Raw genomic sequence first — 21,543 nt, 5'->3', positions numbered from 1 at the left:
GTCACGCCCGCGAGGCGACGATCAACCGTAGACGAGGCTCGGCAGCCAGGTGATGATCTCGGGGAAGAGCATGCACAGCACCAGCCCTAGCACCTGCAGCCCGAGGAAGGGCAGGGCGGAGCGGAAGATCTCCCCCATCGGGATCTCGGGCGGCGCGACCCCGCGCAGATAGAACAGCGCGTAGCCGAATGGCGGGCTGAGGAAGCTCATCTGCATGTTCACGAGGTAGAGCACGCCGAACCACAGAACCAGATCCTCGGGGCTCGACAGGCCGAAAGCCTGCGCCCCGAGCGCCTTGATGATCGGCACGAAGATCGGCACGCAGAGCAGCAGGATGCCGACCCAGTCGAGGAACATCCCCAGGATCACCAGCAGGATCTGCATCAGGATCAGGATGCCCCAGGGGCCCAGGCCGGTCGCGGCGAGCGCCTCCTGCACGAATTGCTGGCCGCCCTCGAGCACGTAGAGCCCGACGAAGATCGTCGCGCCGAACATGATCCAGATGACCATCGCGCTGGCCTTGAGCGTCGTGGTGCAGGCTTCGCGCACCGTCGGCCAGTCCAGCTTGCGGTGGATCGCCGCGACGATGAAGGCGCCGAAGGTGCCGATGCCGGCCGCTTCCACCGGCGTCGCCACGCCCGAGAAGATGATCCCGAGCACGACCACCACGAGGGTGATCGGCGCGGTCATCTTGCCGATGAGGCGGAACTTCTCGGCGGTGGTCACGCGCTCCTCCTCGGGGATCGCCGGGCCGAGCTCGGGGTTGATGTAGCTGCGGATCGTCACATAGGCGATATACATGCTCGAGAGCATCAGCCCCGGGATCACCGCGCCGATGAACAGCTCGCCCACCGACTGCTCGGCGACCACCGCGTAGATGATCGCGAGGATCGAGGGCGGGATCAGGATGCCGAGCGTGCCGCCCGCCATGATCGACCCCATCGCGATCTTCGGCTCGTATTTGCGCTTGAGCATCGCCGGCAGGGCGATGATGCCCATCGTCACGACCGCCGCGCCGATCACGCCGACCATCGCGGCGAGGATCGTCGAGGCGATGATCGTGGCCGAGGCGAGGCCGCCCTTCACGCCGCCGAGCACCTTGTAGATCACATCGAACATGTCGTTGATGATCCCGGCCCTCTCGAGCATGGCGGCCATGAAGATGAAGAGCGGGATCGCCGATAGCTGATAATTCGTCATCAGCGGGAAGATCCGGCTCGGCACGATGTTGAGCGCGCGCGCGTCGCCCAGGATGAACAGGAAGACGCAGGCCAGGCCCCCGGTGACGAAGGCCAGCGGCAGCCCCGCCATCAGGAGCACCAGCAGGCTCCCGAACATGATGAGTGTGAGCCACTCGATTCCGATTTCGATACCCATGCCTCAGTTCCCCCGCGCGATTTCACGGATGTCTTTGCCCAGCTTCGAGATGCCCTGGAGCACCAGCAGCAGGCCGCCCATCACCATGACCCATTTCATCGGCCATAGCGGCACTTCCCATTCGTTGAAGCTGATCTCGCCCCAACGGATGTTCGGATCGGACCACTGGTTGAAACCGAAGGAGCCCAGCATCTCGCCGAAGCCGATCTGGCCGCGCGCCCAGTCCGAGACCACCGAATTGCCCGAGGGCACGGCGATCGCGTCCATCGCGAAGATCCAGGACGTGAAGAGCAGCGTGCCTGCGAAGATGAAGAAGAAGATCGAGGTCCCGAGATCGACCCAGGCCTTCCTCCGTCGCGACATCGGCGCGTAGAAGATGTCCACGCGCACATGGCTCTCGGTGAGCATCGCATAGGCGCCCGCGATCAGGTATTGCATCCCGAACATCAGGTACATCGCCTCATGCGCCCAGTTGGTGGGCGAGTTGAAGACGTAGCGCGCGATCACTTCGTAATAGTAGACGAAGACCGCGATCACCGCCCAGTAGCTGACGAATTCGCCGCAGAAGAGCGACAGCCGGTCGATCCAGTTCTCGGCATAGTCGCGGTCATGCTTGAGCTCTTCCTCGGCCTCGGCGGCGCGCAGGGCGCGTTCGGCCTCGGACATCTCCTCATGCACCGGCAGGGCGGCGTTGGCGCGGCGCACCATGCCGGGCAGCAGCACGAAGTCGATCAGCAGCAGCGCGAGGATGAGATAGAAGGCATAGCCCGCCATGTTGTTCCAGAACTGCCGCTCTTGCGCGGCCTCGCCCTGCATCGGACCGAACTCGGCGAGCGTGGCGCGCGCCTCCTCGACGCGGCCGCGGCCGGTCTCGATGGCCGCCTCGGCCCGGTCGACGCGTCGCTGCGCGCTCTTGGCCGCGAAGGAGCCCGGTTCGGCTTCGGTCACCGCCGCCTTGAGCCCGTCAAGGCTGGCCTCGGCTTCGGAGACCCGCTCCTCTTCGCGCGCGACGGTGCGCTCGGCCACGCGGACCTGGTTGGCGTAATCGGAAAACTGCGTGCGTGCCGCGCTTTCCTGCCCGTTCGCGTAGAGCACGAAAAGGAAGATCGGCAGATACACGAGCCCGAGCAGGCTCTTGAGATAGAAACGGTGCAATCCGAGGATGCCGCCTGTGACGGCGATCAGATAGGCCAGGGGCAGGCTGTAGCGTCTTTCCTCGGGGGCGGGGCGGCGCGAAAGCACCATCGCAACGAGGGGAAAGACGATCAGCCCGACCCAGTAGAGCCAGTGTGGCAGCGTAAAGCTGAGACCGGGCATGGTGTCGTCCTGTTGTTTTTCTGAATCCGGCAATCGCCCGGCGCCCTGTTCGAAGGCGCCGGGCGGGTGTCTTACTCGGGGAGCCCGAGATCAGAGCTTGAGTTCGAGCCCTTCGGTGAGCGCGGGGTCCACATAGCCGAGCGAACCCGACATCATGTAGTCGAGCTGGATCTTGAAGACGCGCGCGGCATCCGGGTCGCGGTTGGCGTAGTTGAACCAGATCGGCACGGCGACCTCGGTCATCAGCTCCACGTCGTCCTGGGTCAGGCGGGTGACTTCGGTGCCATCGGCCTCGAACTTGCCCCAGGCTTCCTGGTCGGCCTTCTGGATCGCCGCGTGATGCATGTCGGAATAGACGTGGGTCTCCATTTCGACGAATTGCTTCATCTGCGGGCTGAGCTTGTCCCAGGCGGTCTGGCCGACCGTGATGTCCATGATGTCCACCGGCTGGTAGAGCGACATGAAGCCGGGCGGGCCCATCACGATGTAATTGGTGACCTGGCTGAAGCCGAGCGCGTAGTTCACCGCCGGGCCCACATAGTCGGCCACGTCGATCGTGCCCTTCTCGAGCGCCGGGAAGATCTCGGAGCCCGGAAGAACCGTGGTTTCGGCGCCGATCTCGTTGAACACCTCGGCCACCATGCCGCCGGGCAGGCGCATCTTGCGGCCGCGGAAGTCGTCGATCGAGCGGATCGGCACCTTCGAGTGGATGATGTTCGGGCCGTGATGGACCGGGCCCACGAAATACATGCCCTGCTTGGCATAGAGTTCGCGCGCGATGTCGATACCGCCGAGGCCGTAATAGAACACGTCGAATTCATGCGGGTTGCGCATGCCGAGCGGGATCGAGGTCAGGAAGGTGGCGGCCGGGATGATGCCCTGCGCATAGATGGTGAACGGGTTCACCGCGTCGAGCACGCCGTTCTTCACCGCGTCATAGAGCTGGAAATCGCCCACGACGTCATTGGCGCCGAAGGGTTGGAACGCGAGCTCGCCGCCCGACTTTTCCTGGATCGTCGCGCACCAGTCCTTGAAGATCTGCAGGCCGGCGCCGCCGGGCCAGCTGGTCTGGATCTTCCAGGTCGTGCCTTCGGCCGCAGCGCTCGCGACATGGGGCGCGGCCAGGCTGGCGGCACCCGCCAGCGCAACCCCGCTCAACGCCTTGCGGCGGGAAATGAGTTTCGACATCGGTGTTCCTCCCTTTTCCGTATGTCTTGCGATTTTCGGAACTTCCTCCACCTCACATAGAAATCGCGAAAAAGTGTTGAAAGCGAGAGAAAAATTTACATTTTGGCAAAAATTGATCGGCCGCGGCCGCCGGGGATGGGCCGTGCAGGGCCTTCATATGCAAAAGGGGGCGCGAACGCCCCCTGATTGATCGAGATCGGTAATAGTGGCCGTTCGCGGGCCGGATCAGCCCGCCACGGAGGCCGCGTAGATGCTGTCGATCGCCTCGGCGAGCATGGCGTCGAACGCCGCATCCGGCTGCTGCGCCGAAAGCCCCTCGGTCAGCGCGCGGCTGAACGAGGCGATGATCCCGGTATTCTGCGCAAGCTTCGCATTGGCCTCGTCGCGCGAATAGCCGCCCGAAAGCGCAACCACCTTGAGCACCTTGGGGTGATCGACGAGCGGTTTGTAGAGATTGGGCTGCTCGGGCAGCGTCAGCTTGAGCATGACCTGCTGGCCCTCGGGCACCGCGTCGAGATGGCTCACGATCTCGGCCAGCAGCATCTCCTCGGCTTCGGCCTTGTCGGCGATCGAGATCGTTACCTCGGGCTCGATGATCGGCACCAGCCCGTGCGCGAGCACCTGCGCGCCCAGCTCGAACTGCTGATCCACGACCATCTTGATCCCGCCCGGATTGGCCGCCGAGATCACCGAACGCTCCTTGGTGCCGAAGATGCCGGCCTTCGCCGCGCGCGCGAGCAGATCGTCGAGCCCCGGGATCGGTTTCATCAGCTGCACGCCATGCGCTTCCTTCTCGAGACCCTTGTCGATCTTGAGGAAGGGGACGACGCCGCGGGTCTCCCACAGATAGGTGGCGGTGGGCACGCCATCGACCGCGCGGTCCATCGTCTGTTCGAAGAGGATCGCCCCCACGACCTTCTCGCCGGTGAAGGCGGGCGATTTCATGATCCGCGTGCGCATCTGATGGATCAGGTCGAACATCTCGGTCTCGTTCGAATAGGCGTCCTCGCCGATGCCGTAGAGCCGCAGCGCTTTCGGGGTCGATCCCCCGGACTGATCGAGCGCGGCGATGAAGCCGTTGCCTTCGCGAATCTGTTCCGTCTGCTTGGCATTGGGCATGGGGGTCCTCCTGGGAGATGTGGGATGGACGAAGGCATAGGATCAGCGCGGAGCCGATGCAACGCTGGTGACGCTAACACGCCGAAACTTCGCGGCTTTCAGCCTGTCCGGCGCAGCATCAAACCGGTGATCTTGACCACGAGGCGGCGCGGGAAGATCCGGGCGAGGAAGGTGAAGATCTTGTTGTCGATGCCCGTGACCGCCACCCGGCGTCCGGCCATGCAGGCACGCCAGCCCGCGCGCGCGACACGGGCCGCGTCTGGAACCGGGGCGATCCGCATCAGCCAGGTCGTGCCCATCTCGGCGCGCTCGAAGAAGCCGGTGCGGGTGACGCCCGGGCACAGCGCGGTGACGGTGATCGACGTGTCCGAGAGTTCCTCCGACACCGCCTCGCTGAGATGCAGCAGATAGGCCTTCGAGGCGTGATAGACCGCCATGCCCGGTCCCGGCATGTAGCCCGCGGCGGAGGCGACGTTGAGGATCCGCCCCGCGCCGCGCTTGCGCATGGTGCGGATCGCGAGCCGCATCAGCTCGGTCGCGGCGCTCACATTGACCGCGATCACCTCGTCCTCGCGCGCATCGCCCCCCGCGTCGCTCGCGAAGGCCCCGTGCCGCCCGAGCCCCGCATTGTTCACCAGCACATGGATCGGCCCGTCCGCCGCCTCGCAGGCGCGCGTCCACAGCGCGGCCGCCGCGCCCGGTTGCGACAGATCGGCCGGGCAGGGGCGGGCGGACACCCCCGAGGCGGTCTCGATCTCCCGGGCGAGATCGGCCAGCGCCGTCACATCCCGCCCGGAGAGCACCAGATTGTAGCCCTCGGCCCCCGCCAGCCGCGCCAGTTCACGCCCGATGCCCGACGAGGCCCCGGTCACCAGCGCCCAGCCGCGCGGGCCGCTCACCGCCTCAGCCCCGCTCGAGCGCGGCGACGCCGGGCAATTCCTTGCCTTCCATCCATTCGAGGAAGGCGCCGCCCGCGGTCGAGATATAGGTGAAGTCCTTCGCCGCGTCGGCCTTGTTGAGCGCAGCCACCGTGTCGCCACCGCCCGCGACCGAGATCAGCTTGCCGTCGCGGGTGAGCTCCGCCGCCTTCGCCGCCGCCGCGTTGGTCGCCGCGTCGAACGGTGCGATCTCGAAGGCACCCAGCGGGCCGTTCCAGATCAGCGTCTTCGAGTTGCCGAAGACCTTGGCGATCTGTTCGACCGAATCCGGGCCGGCATCGAGGATCATCGCATCGGCCGGGCAGGCATCGGCGGGAACGGTCTCGTTCTCGGCCCCGGCCTTGAACTCGCGCGCCACGACGACATCGGAGGGCAGGTGGATCTGGCAGCCCGCATCCTTCGCCTTGACCATGATTTCGCGCGCGGTCTCGGCCATGTCGCGCTCGGCGAGCGATTTGCCCACGTCGATGCCCTGGGCCACGAGGAAGGTATTGGCCATGCCGCCGCCGATCACGAGGTGATCGACCTTGGTCACGAGATTGCCCAGCAGGTCGAGCTTGGTCGAGACCTTCGCCCCGCCCACGACCGCGGTGACCGGGCGCTCGGGGTCGCCAAGCGCCGCTTCGAGCGCCTTGAGTTCGGCCTCCATGAGCCGGCCCGCCACGGCGGGAAGGACCCGTGCGATGCCCTCGGTCGAGGCATGGGCCCGGTGCGCGGCCGAGAAGGCGTCATTGACATAGACCTCGCCGAGCGCGCCCATCCCGGCCGCCAGCTCGGGGTCGTTCTTCTCTTCGCCGGCATGGAAACGGGTATTCTCGAGCAACAGAACCTCGCCGGGCTGAAGCGCGCGAACCGCCTCTTTCGCGGGGCCGCCCACGCAGTCCTCGGCGAACCTGAGCGGCGCGCCGATCGCGCTTTCGAGCGCGGGCACCAGCGGCTTCACGCTCATCTCCGGCACGACCTGACCCTTGGGGCGGCCGAAATGGGCCAGCAGCACCGGCTTGCCGCCCTTGTCGAGGATGTCGCGGATCGTCGGCACGATCTTCTCGATCCGCGTCGCGTCGGTCACTTTTCCGTTTTCCACCGGTACGTTGATGTCGACGCGCACCAGCACGACCTTGCCCGCAAGATCGACCTCGTCGAGGGTTTTCCATGCCATGTTCACTGTCTCCCTAATCGAAGCGGCGCGCGGCGCGAAATGCGCCGCCGACCGTCTTTGTCCGCATTCTTGCCCTGCGGCGATGGGTCGCGTCAACGGGAGCCCGCCGAGTGCGGCGCTTTGTCCTTGCTGCGCTTCTTCCCCGTCCCTATGGTCGGGCGCAAATCTCAAAGGAGGACCTCATGGCCGAGATCAAGGACCCTGAAAACACCGTCATCATCGAACTCAAGGACGGGCCGGTTGTGATCGAGCTCCTGCCCGATATCGCGCCCAAACATGTCGAGCGCATGAAGCAGCTTGCCCGCGACGGCGCCTATGACAACGTCGCCTTCCACCGCGTGATCGAAGGCTTCATGGCGCAGACCGGCGATGTCGAGAACGCCAATATGGAAAAGGATTACAATCCCGGCCGCGCCGGCACCGGCGGGTCGCAATATCCCGATCTCCCGGCGGAATTCTCGAAGCTCCCGCATGACCGGGGCACGCTCGGCGCGGCACGTTCGATGAACCCGAATTCGGCCAATTCGCAGTTCTTCATCAACTTCAAGGACAACCATTTCCTCAATGGGCAATACACGGTCTATGGCCGCGTGATCTCGGGCATGGAACATGTCGACAAGATCGCGCGCGGCGAGCCGCCGGCGACTCCCGACCGGATGATCTCGGTGAAGGTGGCCGCCGATGCGTAACATCGCCCGCCGCACCGTTCTGGCCGCAGCGCTCGCGCTCGCAGCGCCCGCGGCCTTCGCTCAGGGCAATTCCGGCGTGCCCGACACGGGGGGGCCGAAGCTCGTGCTGCAGATCGAGGGTCAGGCCCAGGGCAAGGTCGTGATCGACCTTCTCCCCGATGTCGCGCCCAAGGCGACCGAGCGGCTGATCACCCTGGCCAAGGACGGCAAATACGACAACGTGGTCTTCCACCGCGTGATCGACGGGTTCATGGCCCAGACCGGCGACGTGCAGTTCGGCAAGAAGGGCGGCGATACCTCGATGGCGGGCATGGGCGGCTCGGATCTGCCCGACCTGCCGGCGGAGTTCTCGAACCGCTCCTTCCAGCGCGGCATCGTCGGAATGGCGCGCTCTGCCGATCCGAACTCGGCCAATTCGCAATTCTTCATCATGTTCGCCCCCGCGCCCTATCTCGACGGGCAGTACACGGTGGTCGGCCATGTGATCGAGGGCATGGATGTCGTCGACCAGATCAAGAAGGGCGATGCGAACAAGAACGGGGTCGTGACCGATCCCGATTACATCGCCAAGGCGACGGTCGAGCAGAACTGACGCGGGCAGGGGGGCGCTGCCCCCCTCTTCGCATCCGCGAATTCACCCCCCGGGATATTTGGATCAAGAGGAAGAGTCTGTCTTTCCTTCCTCTTGACGAAAATATCCCGGGGGAGTCTCTGCCAAGAGACGGGGGCAGCGCCCCCTCTTTTCCTGTTAATTGTCGCCGTCCGGCGACGGAGGCAGCGCCCCCCTCCTGTCTGCCTCAATGATCGGTTTCGGGCAGGCCTTCACGCGAGAGCAGCACCGCCAGCGGGCGCAGGCGCGGGCTTTGCGCGCAGATGATCATCAAGGCCACCATGATCGGCACTGCGAGGAACATCCCCGGCAGCCCCCAGACCGCGCCCCAGAAGGCCAGCGAGATGATGATCCCGAAGCTCGAGAGCCGCAGCGCGTGGCCCATCAGCATTGGGTCGATCACGTTGCCGATCACGAATTGCAGCACCCCCACCGCGATCAGTACCGATCCCGCGGAATAGGGGTTTTGCGTGAGCACATAGACCGCGAGCGCGGCGATGATCGTGGCGATGATCGAGCCGATCGACGGGATGAAGTTGAGCGCGAAGGTGATGATCGCGACCGGCACCGCGAGGTTGAACCCGCCCACCTGGAAGACCCCGTAGACCGCGAGCGCGGTGACGGCGCTGACGATCGCCTTGACCAGCAGGTAGTGATTCACCCGCCGCATGATCGTGCCGACCATCCGCGCCACCTGTTCGGCCCGTTCGGAATCGCCGATCAGGCTCAGCAGCTTCGCGTCGAACCAGATCCGCTCGGCGAAGAGGAAGCCGACGAAGAGGATGATCAGGATGGTGGCCGAGAGCAGGTTCGAGGCCTGGCTCGCCAGCGTCGTCAGATAGCCCGCGACCTGGATGCTCTGCATCGAGGCGAGCACCGATTGCTCGACCTCGGGGCCCATCCAGCTGAACAGCTCCGCAATCGCACGCTGCGCCGGGCCGGCATAGTTGAGGATCATCGTCACCACCGTGTTGACCTGGCTGATCAGCACCGCGGTAAGCGTCAGGAGCCCCGCCGCGATCAGCGCGAGGGCCACCAGCGAGGCCAGGCGCGGCGGAATGCGCAACGGGCCGATCCGGAGCCGTCCGACCGCATTGATCGCCTCGGAGGTGAGCGAGAACAGGATGATCGCGATGGCGAGCGAGATCAGGATGAACCGCGCCTGAACCATGAGGAACAGCACCAGCGCGAAGGCGATGATCCCGAGCAGCACATTGGTCAGCTGCCGCGGCGGCTGGTCGAGCAGGGCAGGGCTGCCCTGTTCGGAATTGTCCTTCATCTTCATTGCGCTCCTGATCCGTCGCTGGCGCGGCCCCAAGGAGACGCCGCACCGCTCACATGCTAGGAGGCCCGCCGCACCGGCGCAAGCGGCGCGGCGTCCGGTTCGGGCCGTTTTCGTGCTGCGCAGCATTTCTCGGGAAGGGCTCTTGCATCCGCCCCGGATTTGCGGCTACACCCGCCGGCGGAGAGGTGGCCGAGTGGTCGAAGGCGCACGCCTGGAAAGTGTGTAGGCGGGAAACCGTCTCGAGGGTTCGAATCCCTTCCTCTCCGCCACAACCCCCAGATTTCTCCCGGCTGCGTCCCATCACCCTAGCTCCGCTGCGCTTGCTCGCCTGCGCGAACGGGCGATGGCGGCTTGCACCAAAGGCTGCGCGCGGGCGGCGCTCGCTTTGCGCTCTATTTCCGCGACAGGATGAACCACTCGCCGATATTCTCGCGGTTGATATATCCCATGAAACGGTCGGTCCGGTCGATGACGGCGACGGCGGGGACATATTTTCCGGTGAAGGCGTCGAGAACGGTCTCCATCTCGGTTTCGGGCGTCACGCTGGGCAGGTCGCGGATCATCAGCGCCGAGACCGGCTGCTGGCGATGTTCGGGTTCGGGATGGGCCATGACGCTCTCGCGCGTCAGGATGCCCGCGAACCGGCCCTCGGGCGTGAGAACCGGGAACTCGGATTGGGAGGAGTGCAGGATCGCGTTCACCGCCGTCTGCAGCGTGTCGTCGGGGGCGACCGAGAGATAGCTGGTGATGAGCGCATCGCGCGCCCGCGCACCGTGGGCGAGGCTGCGCATCGTCGCGTCGGAGCTTTCCGCGCCTGCGGCCAGGAAGATGAACACCGCGATCAGCACCAGGATCGGGCCGCCGCCGACGAGACCCCAATAGCCGAAGAGGAAGGCGATGACCTGGCCGGTGCGCGCCGCCACCTGCGTCGCTTTCACCCGGTCCATGAAGAGCGCGAGCACGGCGCGGAACACGCGCCCGCCATCCATCGGGAAGGCCGGGATCAGGTTGAAGGCGACGAGCAGGAGATTGACCGCCGCCAGCCGGCCCCAGAAATTCTGCGTGTAGTCCTCGAGCGATTGCAGCGCGCCTTGTTGCGTGACCGCGCCGAGCACCAGCGTCAGCACGAGCCAGATCACGACATTGACCGCCGGGCCCGCGACGGCGATGAGGATTTCCTGTTTCGGGTTCTCCGGGATCCGCTCGAGCCGCGCCAGGCCGCCGATCGGCAGCAGGGTGATATCGGGCGTCTTCACGCCGAAGCGCGCGGCCATCGTCGCATGGCCCAGCTCGTGCAGCACGACGCAGGCGAAGACCGCGAGGATGAAGAGGAGGTTCGTCACTGCCGCCTGCATCCCGTCCGCGGTCCAGGCCGCGACCGTGATCCAGATCAGCAGGATGAAGAAGGTGATATGCACCCGGAGCTCGGTGCCCCGGACCTTGCCGATGGAATAGGACCAATTCATGTTCTCTCCGGACCCCCCTTGCGCGCCCAAGCCGTGAAATGCCTCCGCGACCGGGAGGCCTTCGACCCCAAGTGTGCACATTCCGGAGCGCGCGGACAGGACCTGAATCAAATTTTGGAAGGGCGCGATCGGGCGCGAGCGGTAAATCCGCGCGGGGCGATCAAATCCGCATCCCCTTGAAGATCCGCTCGGGAATGGCGCGGATGATGGTCATGATCAGGCGCCAGATCGGGCGGACATAGATGACGTCGCGGCGGCGCGCGACCGCTTTCACGATCGCGTCGGCGACTTCGGAGGGGTGCGCGGTCAGTTTCTCGGGCAAATCCATTCCCTCGGTCATCTGGGTGGCGACGAAGCCCGGCAGGACGGTCACGACATGGACGCCGCGCTTGGCGAGCCGGTTGCGCAGGCCCGACAGGAAAGCGGTGAATCCGGCTTTCGCCGAGCCGTAGACGTAATTCGTCGCGCGTCCGCGCTCGCCCGCGACCGAACTGATCCCGACAAGGGTCCCCGAGCCGCGTTCGTCGAAGCGGTTCGCGAGCAGGGCGAGGATGCTCGCGGGGCCCTCGTAATTGGAGCGCATCACGCGGATCGCGGCGGCGGTGTCGCGCTCGTTTTCCTCCTGCTCGCCCATATGGCCCACCGCGCAGATGGCGATCCGGGGCAGCTCGGGGAGCGCGGAGAGGAAGGCCTCGTGGCGCGTGGTCTCGAGCGCGTCGAACTCGTGCAGGGTGACCGCGACACCGTAGCGCGTCTCGAGATCGGTCTTCTCGGCGGCGAGGGTCTCGGCATTGCGGGCGGCGAGCTGGATCGGATGTCCCTGCGCGGCGAAGGCGCGGGCGGTGGCCTTCGCGATGTCCGAGCGCGCGCCGAGGATGAGAACCGGGGGCTGTGTCATATCTCGAGCCTTTCTGACTGGGCCGAACGGAAGTGGCGCGCCGCCCCTTGCGCGTCGAGTTGGGTGCGGAAATCGCGGAGGCGCGGTTCGGAGGCGCGGAAGGTCGCGGCCGTCATCCGGCTGTCCTTGGCCAGATAGAACCGGCCGCCGAAATCGATGGTGATCTGGTCGAGGCGCTCCATCAGGGCGAGGGTCTTGCGCGTGATCGGGAAATCGAGGGCGAGCGTGTAGCCTTCCATCGGGAAGGAGAACGGGCTTTCCTGCGCGCCGAAGCGCTTGAGCACCGCGAGGAACGAGCCCGCGCCTGTCTCGGCGATCTCTTCGAGAAGGGCCGACAGACCGCGTTCCGCTTCCGCGAGGGGAAGGACGCATTGGAACTGCGCGAAGCCCTTGCGCCCGTAGATCCGGTTCCAGCCGAGGATCGCGTCGAGCGGGTAGAAATAGCTGTCCCAGTCGACGATCTCGACGCCCGCCTTGCGCGCGCCCTGCCAGTAATAGAGCTTGTTGAACGCCGTCACGCTCAGGCGGTTGAGGGTGAAGGAAGGGAAGTCGAAGGGGACGCTGCGCTTGCGCTTGGCGCCGGTCTCGAAGGGGCGGCGCGCCTGGACGGGGGACAGATCGGCGCGTGTGGCATGTTCGCCCAGCATCACGAGCGAGCGCCCCAGCGTCTCGCCGCGCCCCAGGCAGTCGATCCAGGCCACCGAATAGGTCGCGTCCTGGGACTCCTCGAAAGTGGCGATCGCCGCGCGCAGGTTGGGGGCGGGGATCGTGGTCTGCCGGATCCAGCCGCTTTCGACCGGGCGCAGCCGGATCGCCGCACGCGCGATGATCCCGGTCAGGCCCATCCCGCCGATCGTGTGTTCGAACAGGGCGCGGTTCTGCTCGCGCGAGCAGCGCCGGATCTCGCCCTCCGCGCCGATCAGGTCGATCCAGTCGACGCATTCGCGGAAGCTGCCATCCCTGTGGTGGTTCTTGCCGTGCACGTCGGCCGCAATCGCGCCCCCGAGGGTGACGAATTTGGTTCCCGGCGTGACCATCGGGAACCAGCCGCGCGGCAGGAAGGAGGCGATGACATCGCCCAGCAGGACCCCGGCTTCGGCCACGACCTGCCCCGTGCCCGCATCGAAGGCGATCATCCGGTCGAGATGACGCATGTCGAGCGTCGCGGCGGGATTGATCGCGCTGTCGCCATAGGCCCGGCCATTGCCGCGCGCGATCACGCTGGGTTCGCTGCGCACGAGTGCCTGCAGCGCTTCGACGCTGCGCGGCGCGTGGACCCTGGCCTCGAGAACCGGGTAGCGTCCCCAGCCCGAGAGCTTCATCCCGCGGCCCTCAGGCGGCTGTCGGTGAAAACGAAGGTCCGGTCGAGATTGTATTTCACCACATAGCCGATCGCGAGACCGATCACCGCGCCGAGCTCGCGCATGAGATCGCTCCGCCAGATCAGCCAGAACGCGGTTTCGCTGCCCCAGAAGATCGCGGTCGTGACGATTCCCATCGCGGTGTAGAGCGTGAATTTCCGGCCGTGATCCTTCACGCCTGCCGACAGGTCGTAGAAGATCCAGCGCTTGTCGAGCAGGTATTTCACCACGAGCCCCGCAATGGTTCCCGCACCCATCGCGGCGGCGAAGACCAGGCCTTCCTCGCCGAACTGAAGCACCGCCCGCTGGATCGCGAGGTTGACCGCCGTCGCGATCGCCGCGAAGGCGCCATAGCGCAGGATGAGGCCGTGCAAGGTCATGCCTGCGCCCCTCCCACGATGAAGGCGATGATGATCAGCAGGCAGATCTGGCTGGTCCGGTCCTTGGCCGCGAAGACGACCGGGTCGTCATGCATCTGGCCGCGATGGGCGACCATCACCGTGCGCGAGATCCAGTAGAGCAGCACGATGCACACGCCCCAGAGCGCCTCCGGGCGCGCGTAGAGCTCGATCGTGGAGGGCGCGTTGACATACATCGCCATCACCAGAACCGAGACATAACCCGCCCCGATCGCGATCATCGAGATGATCGGCAGGTCGTCCACATGATAGCCGCGCCCGCTCGCCTGCAGCTTGCCGCGCTCGGCGCTGTCGATCAGCTCGGCCTGACGTTTCACCGCGGCGAGCGACAGGAAGAAGAAGACCGAGAAGGCGAGCAGCCAGACCGAGAGCGGGATCCCCGTCGCGACACCGCCCGCGATGATCCGGATCGTGTAGAGCCCCGCAAGGACGCAGATATCGAGCACGATCCGCCGCTTGAGATGGAGCGAATAGGCCGTGGTAAGCAGGTAATAACCCGCCATCACGAACAGGAATTCCCGGCCGATCATCGCCGCCGTGAGCACGCCCAGCAGGATCAGCGTGCCCGCCAGCCACGTCCCGTATCCGAGCGGAATGTCGCCCGAGGCGAAGGGGCGTCTGCGCTTGCGCGGATGGGCGCGGTCGGCGCCCAGATCGAGCAGGTCGTTGAGCACGTAGACGCTCGAGGCTACGAGGCTGAAGCAGATGAAGGCCAGCACGGAGGCGAGGACCGTCGCGGCGTCGAATTGATGGCCCGCCAGCATCGGCAGGAAGACGAGCGTGTTCTTGAGCCATTGATGCGGCCGCAGCGCCTTGAGATAGGGTCGGATCGCGCGCTTGCCGGTCGTGAGATGTTCGACTTCGTCGCACACGCCTTCCGCGCCGCGCCGCAGCCCGCCGTTCGCGTTCACCGTCACCGCTCTCGCGGCGCGTTTCCAGACCGGGAGATCCGCGGGCGCATCGCCCATATAGGCGAAGCCCTTCGTGCCAAAGCGTTCCTCAAGAAAGCGTCCCTTGTTCTCGCCTTTCAGGTTGAGCTTGCCGTCCGAGCCATGCACCTCGTCGAAGATCCCGAGATGGGCGGCGATCGCCTCCGCGAATCCCTGATCGCTGGCCGTGACGAGCGCCGCGCGCCCGCCCGCCTGGCGCCACTCCTCGATGAAGGCGACGACGGATTGATCATAGGGCAGGGTGGTCGCATCGACCTCGGCCGCCGTGGCGAGGTGGCGCTTGAGCGCCGCGCGCCCGCCCAGAAGCGCGGCCGCCGAGAAGAATGGGGTGCGCCAGTCCCGGCCGAAGGCCGACCAGAAGCTCTCGAACAGCATGTTGCTGCGCAAAAGGGTACCGTCGAGGTCGACGATGAGAATTTCACGAGATGTGTCGGGCACGCGAAGGAGCCTCGTTCCTGCCAAGCCGATAAGGTCTTTTTTCGTATCTGGGCACAGTGCTACCCGACAGGTGACGAAAAAACCAGCGCTTGGGGCTTCAAGCGCTGGTTTCTGTTGCATAATCGCGCGGATCGCCGGTAGGGCGGCGCTTATTCGCTATGGGTGTCCTTGAGCTTGTCGATGCCGAGCGCCTGCATCGCCGCGCGTTCGTAGAACGGCTCGGATTTGCCCATGCGGATCTTGCGCAGGAAGTATTTCTCGAAGCCGATCTTGGCGAAATGCACCCATTTTCCCGAAGACGACCAGTTCACGTTGCGCGGCGGGATCTGCGGCTGCGCCACGAATGCGACGCCGGAATCCCCGAAATCGGCCAGGCAGACCGCGTTCCATGTCGCGACTTCGTGGGGCTCCTTGCCTTCGATGAGCGCGGTGATGTTGACCGCGGTGGCCGTCACCATGCTCTCGATCATGAAGCCGGTCTTGGGAACGCCGACGGGCACGGGGGTCGGGCCGATCGGCGGGATCGCCACGCCCACGCCGACGCCGAAGACATTCGGGTAGGTCGGGTTGCGCTGATACTTGTCGACGATGACGAAGCCGCGCGGATTGACGAGGCCCTCGATGTCGCGCACCGCCGGAACGCCGCGGAAGGGGGGCAGCATCATCGAATAGGCGAAGGGCAGGTCATGGGTTTTCTTGACCGCGCCATCCTCGCCGACTTCCTCGACATGCATCATGCCCTGTTCGACAGAACTCACGCGGGCATTGGTGATCCACTTGACGTGGTGCTCGCGCATCTCGCTTTCGAGCAGGCCCTTCGTGTCGCCGACCCCGTCGAGCCCGAGATGGCCGATATAGGGTTCGGAGGTGACGAAGGTCATCGGCACGCGGTCGCGGATCTTGGCCCGGCGCAGCGCGGTCTCGAGGATGAACAGGAACTCGTAGGCGGGGCCGAAGCAGCTCGCGCCCTGGACCGCGCCCACGATGACGGGGCCGGGGTTCTTCAGAAGCTCGTCGAAGGCCGCCTTGGCCTGCAAGGCATGATCGACATGGCAGACCGACTGGGTATTGGCTTCCGGGCCGAGCCCCTCGATCTCGTCGAAGGCGAGCTCGGGACCGGTGGCGATCACCAGATAATCATAGGAGACGCTCTCGCCATTGGTCAGCTCGACGCGGTTCTCGGCCGGATGGACCCGCGCCGCGCCTTCGGGGCGCAACGCGATGTCTCGCTTGGCCATGACCTTGGTCAGGTCGACCTCGATCTCCTCCTTCTTGCGCCATCCCACGGCCACCCAAGGGTTGGAGGGCACGAAGCTGTAGGTCGGCCCCTGATTGATGACGGTGACCTGATGCTGCGCGCCGAGGTGATCCTTGGCCTCGTAGGCCATGATCACCCCGCCAAGCCCCGCACCCAAAACGACGACATGTGCCATGCGCTGTGTTCTCCTCCTTGCCCGGGTTGCGCCGGAATAGGCGCATTTCCGGTGTCGCATTAGGAAACGCTACCATCCGGCGCAGGGCATGAGATTGATGCAGGTCAATCAGGGGCGCGCTCGGATCGGCTCCGCAACACGATCTCGAGATGCGGGGTGCCGTCGGAGGTGCGCTCGCGCGAATGGCCGTCGGGCCCGACATCGCCCCGCACCCTCTTGCGGAAATTGGAGAAATGCGCGGAGGTCACGACATCCACCGCCGCATCGAGATCGAGCTCGATCCGGAACCAGCCCGCGCCGAGGTTCTGCGCGTTGCGCACCGTGGCGGTGAAGGGCTGCGTGAGGTACCGGCCGCGCACCCGCGCGCCAGGCGTGAACGCGTCCGGCGTGCGGTCGGCGATGGCGGCATGACAGGCGTTCCAGTCACGAAAGCCAAGCCGATGGGCGATGCGTTCGAGCGCCTTGGCATGCGAGATCTCGACGCCCTGCGCGCGTTGCTCCGCCCGCAGGCGCTTCGCGGCGGCCTTGGCCTCGGTGAGGGTGGGGAGGGGCGCGCTCATGTCCGTCCCTCCGCCTGGCGCGAGAAGAGCCCCCAGCGAAGCGATCCTCGCCGTGCCCCGCGCCACAGCACGAGCCCGGTCAGCCCCAGCAAGAGCGCCTCCGCGCCGGGGCTCGCCCACCAGATCGCCGCCTCGCCGAAGGTCAGAGGCAGGGCGAAGGTCAGCGGCAGCACGAAGAGATAGGGCTTCGCGAGCCCCAGCAAGGCCGCGCGCGGCGCATCGCCGATCGCCTGGAAATGTGCGGAGACCATCATCAGCGGCCCCGTGACCACGAAGAGCGCCACCATCACCGGCAGGATCCCGGCCAGCTTTGCCACCACCTGCGGATCGGAGACGAAGGCGCGCCCGAGGCTGCCCGAAAAGCCGTTCAGACCCGCTTCGACGGCGAGGCAATAGAGAAAGGCCGCCCCCGCCGCGACCCGGAAACTCCGGTCCCGCCGGGACCAGAGCCCCGCGCCGTGATTGGTCCCGGTGATCGTCTGCATCGCCTGCGACAGGCCGAGGATCGGCAGGATGGCGAAGGTCATGACGCGGGTGGCGATCCCGTAGGCCGAGACGGTGACGGCGTAATCGGGGCTGCCGATCATCTGCAGCGCGGTGAGGATCGCCGTGGAGGCCAGCGCGACGCCGATGAAGCTCAGGCTCTGCGGCGCGCCAAGCGCGAGGATCGCGCCCCAGTCGCGGGTCGTGGCGTGGCGCAGCACGTCGCGCGGATGCAGCAGCGTGCGGCCCGCGCCGCGATAGGCGAGGATGATCGCCAGGGCGAGCGCCTGCGCCAGAACCGTGCCGAGGGCCGAGCCCGCCACGCCGAGCGGGATCACCGCGATCAGCAGGTAATCGAAGAGGATATTGCCGAGCGAGACCAGAAGGCTCATCGCCGCCATCGTCCCGACATGGCCTTCATTGCGCAGCGCATCCGAATTGACCGAAAGGATGAAGAGGACCGGCGCGCTCAGCACGAGAATGCGCAGATAGGTGAGCGCCATCTCCGCAAGGCCTGCATCGCCCTGCGCCGCGAGCCCGGTGACGTCGCCGCCCCAGAGCGCGAAGAGCGCGATCAGGCAAGCCCCTGCGGCCAGCGCGAGGCCGTGCGCACTCGCATAGACCTGGCGGGCGGCGTCGAGCCGTCCTGCGCCCAGGTGACGGGCGAGAAGGCTCGACATGCCGCTGCCCACGAGCGTCGCGATGGCGACGAGCAGCATGTAGAGCGGGAAGGTCATCGTGACGGCGGAGAGCGCCCGCGCGCCGACATAATGCCCAAGGAAGAGTGCATCGACGACGGTGAGAAGGCCGCTCATCCCCATCACGAAGATGATCGGCAGGGCGGTGCGCGCATAGAGCCCCGCAAGGGGCGCGCAGAGAAAGGGATTGCGGGAGAGATCGGCCATCGTTCTCGTTCCTCGTGCCAGTCTCGCCGTCGAGAGATGGGACCCGCATTGCCATCCACGCGAGACGCGGGAAGGAAATCTGAGAAACGGTAATCGGCAGAACTTCACCGGGACATGTCGTCTGCGGGTGGCGGGCGTCTGCGGCCTGCCACGGCCAATAGGGGCGCGTCCCGTGCAGGTCAAGCCTTTTCGCGGCGCGCCCGGCCGTGCCGAGACGCGCGGCATGCAGACAGGCAAGGCCGTCTATGCGGAAGGGCGAGCCGATCTTCGCTCGGATGGCCGGTGGCGTCACTTCCCTCTCCGGGCCGGACCGCTTCAGCCCTTCGGCATCACCGGCTCCATCACGATATAGGGCGTGGCGGGCTCCGCGCCGGGCGGCAGCGCCTCGGGCATCGGTGCGCCGGGAGAGCCGAGCGATTTGATGTAGAGATAGAGCGAGCGCAGATCGGTCTCCTCCATCGCGTGGACATTGTAGACGGGCATCGGAGGTTTCGCCGTGAAGGTCTTGGCGAATTTGACGAATTCCTCCTCGCTCATGTCCTTGACGCTGTCGCGCAGATTGGAGGCGTAGCTCGTCCCCCACGGACCGCTATAGCCCAGCGGAACGCCTGCGAGTGCGGTCGCGGGGTCGATCTTGCCGCCGGACTCGTTGTAGCCCCCGGTGTGGCAATCGTGACAGCCGCCGATGATCGAGACATACAGGCCCCGCGCGGCGCTGACATCGCCGCTTTGGGCGGCCGCGATGACGGGAATGGCCGCGAGGCAACACGCGGCCATACAGTGAACGGGTTTCATGGTTTCCCTCCCTCGGAATCCGGGCGGCACCCGATGACGCTCTCCCTGCGTCTGGAAAACCCGATTTCCGCCCCGCAATCGGGCCTTGGAGAAAGGATGCGCCCGAATGCCGAGTCGCGCAAGAAAGCGGCGCGTCACCGGCGTGGAACGCGATCTTTCGCTGCGAGTTTGGGCTGGCTTTTCGCGCGCGTGGTCAACATAAAGCGAGCCAGCGCGCGCGGCCGGGAGCGGTGTTCGGCGCGGATGTAAAGACGGGTTCTTGGGAGAAGCGCTTGAAGCGGGGTGACGATCAGCGAGGTCGCGCGGCACGGTCGGACATGGGCGCCGGATCGGGCGGGCGCGTGCGCTTCGATCACGGACCGCGCGCGGGCGGCACGCTTTTCGCCGAGGCCGCGGCGGTGATCCGCGCCGAGACTCCCGATGACCTCGCCCCCGCTTTCGAGGCGATGGAGGCGGCGCGGGCGGCGGGCAAGTGGCTCGCGGGCTATGCGAGCTATGAGCTTGGCTATCTGATGACCGACCGGCTGCGGCCGCTTCTGCCGGAGGACCGTCCCGAGCCGCTGCTGCAATTCGGTGTGTTCGACGCACCCCGCGCGCCGGAGCCGCTGCAGACCGGGCCGCTGGAACCGGGGCAGGGGGGCAGCGGCTTTTCCGAATTCGTGCCCGATTGGGATTTCGACCGATACCGCGCGGCCTTCGATCAGGTGAAGGAGCTGATCGCGGCGGGCGACATCTATCAGGCGAACCTGACCTTTGCGCTCAGGGCCCGGGTGGACGGCACGCCCGAGGCGCTCTATCGCGCCCTCGCGGCGCGCCAACCGGTGCCCTATGGCGCGCTCGTCGATCTTGGCGGGCCGGTGCTGCTGTCGCGCTCGCCCGAGCTGTTCTTCCGTGTCGATGCGGCGGGCCGGATCGAGACCCGTCCGATGAAGGGCACCTTGCCGCGCGCGGGTGAACCCGAAGAGGACGCGCGCCGCCGGGCCTGGCTCGCCGCCGATCCGAAGAACCGCGCCGAGAACCTGATGATCGTCGATCTGCTGCGCAACGATCTCTCGCGGGTCTCCGAGATCGGCTCGGTCCGGGTGCCCGAGCTCTTCAAGGTCGAGAGCTTCGCGACCGTCCACCAGATGACCTCGCATATCACCGCGCAGCTTCTGCCCGACTGGACGCTGGCGGGGCTGTTCGAGGCGCTCTTTCCCTGCGGCTCGGTCACCGGCGCGCCGAAGATCCGCGCGATGGAGATCCTGCGCGAACTCGAGACCGGACCACGCGGCGCCTATTGCGGGGCGATCGGCTGGATCGCACCCTCGGGGGCGATGGAATTCAACGTCGCGATCCGCACCATCGTGCTGCCCGGCGACGGCACGGCGCGGCTCAACGTGGGCGGCGGGGTCGTGTATGACAGCACCGCCGAGACCGAATACGAGGAGGCCCTGTGGAAGACCCGTTTCGCGACCTCACTGACGCCGAGCTGAGCGCGCTCGAACTGATCGAGACCTTCCGCTTCGATCCGGCGGAGGGGTTCGTCCGTCTCGACCGGCATCTCGCCCGGATGGCGCGCTCGGCGCGCGTGCTCGGGCTGCCCTTCCGGCTCGAGGCTGCGCAGGCGGCGCTTTCCGGGATCGGCGGCGATCAACCGCTGCGGGTGCGCCTTTCGATGCGCTCGGATGGGGTATTCGCCTGCAGCACCGCCCCGCTCGCCCCCAATCCGCCGTTCTGGACGATCCGCATCGCCGAGGCGCGGCTGAGTTCCACCGATCCGTGGCTGCGCCACAAGACGAACCGGCGCGCGCTCTACGATGCGGCGCGGGCGGCGCTGCCCGAGGGGGTGGACGAGCTGGTGTTCCTCAACGAGCGCGGCGCGCTTTGCGAAGGCACGATCACCAATCTCTTCATCGAGAAGGACGGACGCCTCCTGACGCCCCCGATCTCCTGCGGCCTGCTGCCGGGAGTGTTGCGCGAGGAGCTTCTGGCGACCGGCAAGGCCGAGGAGGCCGAGCTCTTCCCCGAGGTCCTCCGCACCGCCGAGGCGGTCTATTGCGGCAATTCGCTGCGCGGGCTGATCCCGGCGCGCCTCGGGAAGTGATGGCCTCGCACCCTACACGCGGCACGAAAACCTGCTAGGTTCCCCGGTGACGGCGCGCCCGCGCCGG

Annotated in this window: 20 protein-coding genes and 1 tRNA gene; 5 read left to right on the top strand and 16 right to left on the bottom strand. The window is 66.4% G+C overall.

Annotated elements, in window-relative coordinates; all coding sequences use genetic code 11:
• Window positions 1-21 precede the first annotated feature (21 nt).
• The 6 genes from DW2_RS03360 to DW2_RS03335 all read right to left on the bottom strand — a co-directional run bounded on the left by DW2_RS03360 (window position 22) and on the right by DW2_RS03335 (window position 7,098).
• The gene (locus DW2_RS03360; protein WP_038143837.1) at window positions 22-1,377 is read right to left on the bottom strand and encodes a TRAP transporter large permease; all 1,356 of its coding nucleotides are present in this window, start codon (window positions 1,375-1,377) and stop codon (window positions 22-24) included.
• A gap of 3 nt (window positions 1,378-1,380) precedes the next feature.
• Window positions 1,381-2,694 (bottom strand): TRAP transporter small permease subunit, encoded by a 1,314-nt coding sequence (locus DW2_RS03355; protein ID WP_038143836.1) that lies wholly within the window; start codon window positions 2,692-2,694, stop codon window positions 1,381-1,383.
• 90 nt (window positions 2,695-2,784) lie between these two features.
• Window positions 2,785-3,882 (bottom strand): TRAP transporter substrate-binding protein DctP, encoded by a 1,098-nt coding sequence (gene dctP, locus DW2_RS03350; protein ID WP_038143835.1) that lies wholly within the window; start codon window positions 3,880-3,882, stop codon window positions 2,785-2,787.
• 225 nt (window positions 3,883-4,107) lie between these two features.
• Window positions 4,108-5,001: a fructose bisphosphate aldolase gene (locus DW2_RS03345; RefSeq protein WP_038143834.1), complete on the bottom strand. Its 894-nt coding sequence runs from the start codon at window positions 4,999-5,001 to the stop codon at window positions 4,108-4,110.
• A gap of 98 nt (window positions 5,002-5,099) precedes the next feature.
• On the bottom strand, window positions 5,100-5,900 hold the full coding sequence (locus DW2_RS03340; RefSeq protein WP_038143833.1) for an SDR family NAD(P)-dependent oxidoreductase: 801 nt from the start codon (window positions 5,898-5,900) through the stop codon (window positions 5,100-5,102).
• Between the two features lie 4 nt (window positions 5,901-5,904).
• Window positions 5,905-7,098 (bottom strand): phosphoglycerate kinase, encoded by a 1,194-nt coding sequence (locus DW2_RS03335; protein WP_038143832.1) that lies wholly within the window; start codon window positions 7,096-7,098, stop codon window positions 5,905-5,907.
• Window positions 7,099-7,280: 182 nt separating this feature from the next.
• Here DW2_RS03335 and DW2_RS03330 point away from each other — a divergent pair, with 182 nt between their 5' ends.
• Together DW2_RS03330 and DW2_RS03325 are read left to right on the top strand one after the other, a co-directional pair.
• Window positions 7,281-7,787: a peptidylprolyl isomerase gene (locus DW2_RS03330; RefSeq protein WP_038143831.1), complete on the top strand. Its 507-nt coding sequence runs from the start codon at window positions 7,281-7,283 to the stop codon at window positions 7,785-7,787.
• Complete coding sequence (locus DW2_RS03325) at window positions 7,780-8,379, top strand: peptidylprolyl isomerase (RefSeq protein WP_038143830.1); 600 nt, start codon at window positions 7,780-7,782, stop codon at window positions 8,377-8,379. The genes DW2_RS03330 and DW2_RS03325 overlap by 8 nt, the downstream gene beginning before the upstream one ends.
• A gap of 205 nt (window positions 8,380-8,584) precedes the next feature.
• Here the strand turns inward: DW2_RS03325 and DW2_RS03320 are convergent, their stop codons facing one another.
• Window positions 8,585-9,676, bottom strand: a complete 1,092-nt coding sequence (locus tag DW2_RS03320; RefSeq protein ID WP_081874844.1) for an AI-2E family transporter — start codon at window positions 9,674-9,676, stop codon at window positions 8,585-8,587.
• 185 nt (window positions 9,677-9,861) lie between these two features.
• On the opposite strand from DW2_RS03320, the gene DW2_RS03315 reads away from it, so the two are divergent.
• Window positions 9,862-9,951: transfer RNA gene (locus DW2_RS03315), tRNA-Ser, on the top strand.
• A 123-nt stretch (window positions 9,952-10,074) separates the two neighbouring features.
• Here the strand turns inward: DW2_RS03315 and DW2_RS03310 are convergent.
• The 9 genes from DW2_RS03310 to DW2_RS03270 form a co-directional block, all read right to left on the bottom strand.
• Window positions 10,075-11,148: a site-2 protease family protein gene (locus DW2_RS03310; protein WP_038143829.1), complete on the bottom strand. Its 1,074-nt coding sequence runs from the start codon at window positions 11,146-11,148 to the stop codon at window positions 10,075-10,077.
• Window positions 11,149-11,308: 160 nt separating this feature from the next.
• Window positions 11,309-12,046 (bottom strand): SDR family oxidoreductase, encoded by a 738-nt coding sequence (locus DW2_RS03305; protein WP_038143828.1) that lies wholly within the window; start codon window positions 12,044-12,046, stop codon window positions 11,309-11,311.
• The gene (locus tag DW2_RS03300) at window positions 12,043-13,368 is read right to left on the bottom strand and encodes an FAD-binding oxidoreductase (protein ID WP_038143827.1); all 1,326 of its coding nucleotides are present in this window, start codon (window positions 13,366-13,368) and stop codon (window positions 12,043-12,045) included. Before DW2_RS03300 ends, DW2_RS03305 begins: the two co-directional genes overlap by 4 nt.
• Window positions 13,365-13,787, bottom strand: a complete 423-nt coding sequence (locus DW2_RS03295; protein WP_038143821.1) for a GtrA family protein — start codon at window positions 13,785-13,787, stop codon at window positions 13,365-13,367. Before DW2_RS03295 ends, DW2_RS03300 begins: the two co-directional genes overlap by 4 nt.
• Entirely contained in the window at window positions 13,784-15,214 is a 1,431-nt protein-coding gene (locus tag DW2_RS03290; RefSeq protein WP_038143819.1) for a UbiA family prenyltransferase, read from the bottom strand. The genes DW2_RS03295 and DW2_RS03290 overlap by 4 nt, the downstream gene beginning before the upstream one ends.
• Before the next feature lie 149 nt (window positions 15,215-15,363).
• A complete protein-coding gene (locus tag DW2_RS03285; protein WP_038143817.1) occupies window positions 15,364-16,647 on the bottom strand; it encodes an NAD(P)/FAD-dependent oxidoreductase in 1,284 nt (427 codons plus the stop codon).
• 104 nt (window positions 16,648-16,751) lie between these two features.
• Window positions 16,752-17,207: a glyoxalase superfamily protein gene (locus tag DW2_RS03280; RefSeq protein WP_038143816.1), complete on the bottom strand. Its 456-nt coding sequence runs from the start codon at window positions 17,205-17,207 to the stop codon at window positions 16,752-16,754.
• Window positions 17,204-18,595 carry an MATE family efflux transporter gene (locus DW2_RS03275; RefSeq protein WP_038143813.1) on the bottom strand — a complete coding sequence of 464 codons (1,392 nt, stop codon included), beginning with the start codon at window positions 18,593-18,595 and terminating at the stop codon, window positions 17,204-17,206. Before DW2_RS03275 ends, DW2_RS03280 begins: the two co-directional genes overlap by 4 nt.
• 315 nt (window positions 18,596-18,910) lie before the next feature.
• Complete coding sequence (locus tag DW2_RS03270; RefSeq protein WP_051855269.1) at window positions 18,911-19,390, bottom strand: hypothetical protein; 480 nt, start codon at window positions 19,388-19,390, stop codon at window positions 18,911-18,913.
• A gap of 317 nt (window positions 19,391-19,707) precedes the next feature.
• Between DW2_RS03270 and DW2_RS03265 the strand changes: the two genes are divergently transcribed.
• Both DW2_RS03265 and DW2_RS03260 read left to right on the top strand, forming a co-directional pair.
• Window positions 19,708-20,865, top strand: a complete 1,158-nt coding sequence (locus DW2_RS03265; RefSeq protein ID WP_038143810.1) for an aminodeoxychorismate synthase component I — start codon at window positions 19,708-19,710, stop codon at window positions 20,863-20,865.
• Window positions 20,826-21,476: an aminotransferase class IV family protein gene (locus DW2_RS03260; protein ID WP_051855265.1), complete on the top strand. Its 651-nt coding sequence runs from the start codon at window positions 20,826-20,828 to the stop codon at window positions 21,474-21,476. Before DW2_RS03265 ends, DW2_RS03260 begins: the two co-directional genes overlap by 40 nt.
• The last annotated feature ends 67 nt before the right edge of the window (window positions 21,477-21,543 follow it).

Source organism: Thioclava atlantica (assembly GCF_000737065.1).
In the GTDB taxonomy this organism is placed as follows: domain Bacteria; phylum Pseudomonadota; class Alphaproteobacteria; order Rhodobacterales; family Rhodobacteraceae; genus Thioclava; species Thioclava atlantica.
Note: the sequence above shows the minus strand (reverse complement) of the source record. Positions and strands in the feature narration are given on the sequence as shown.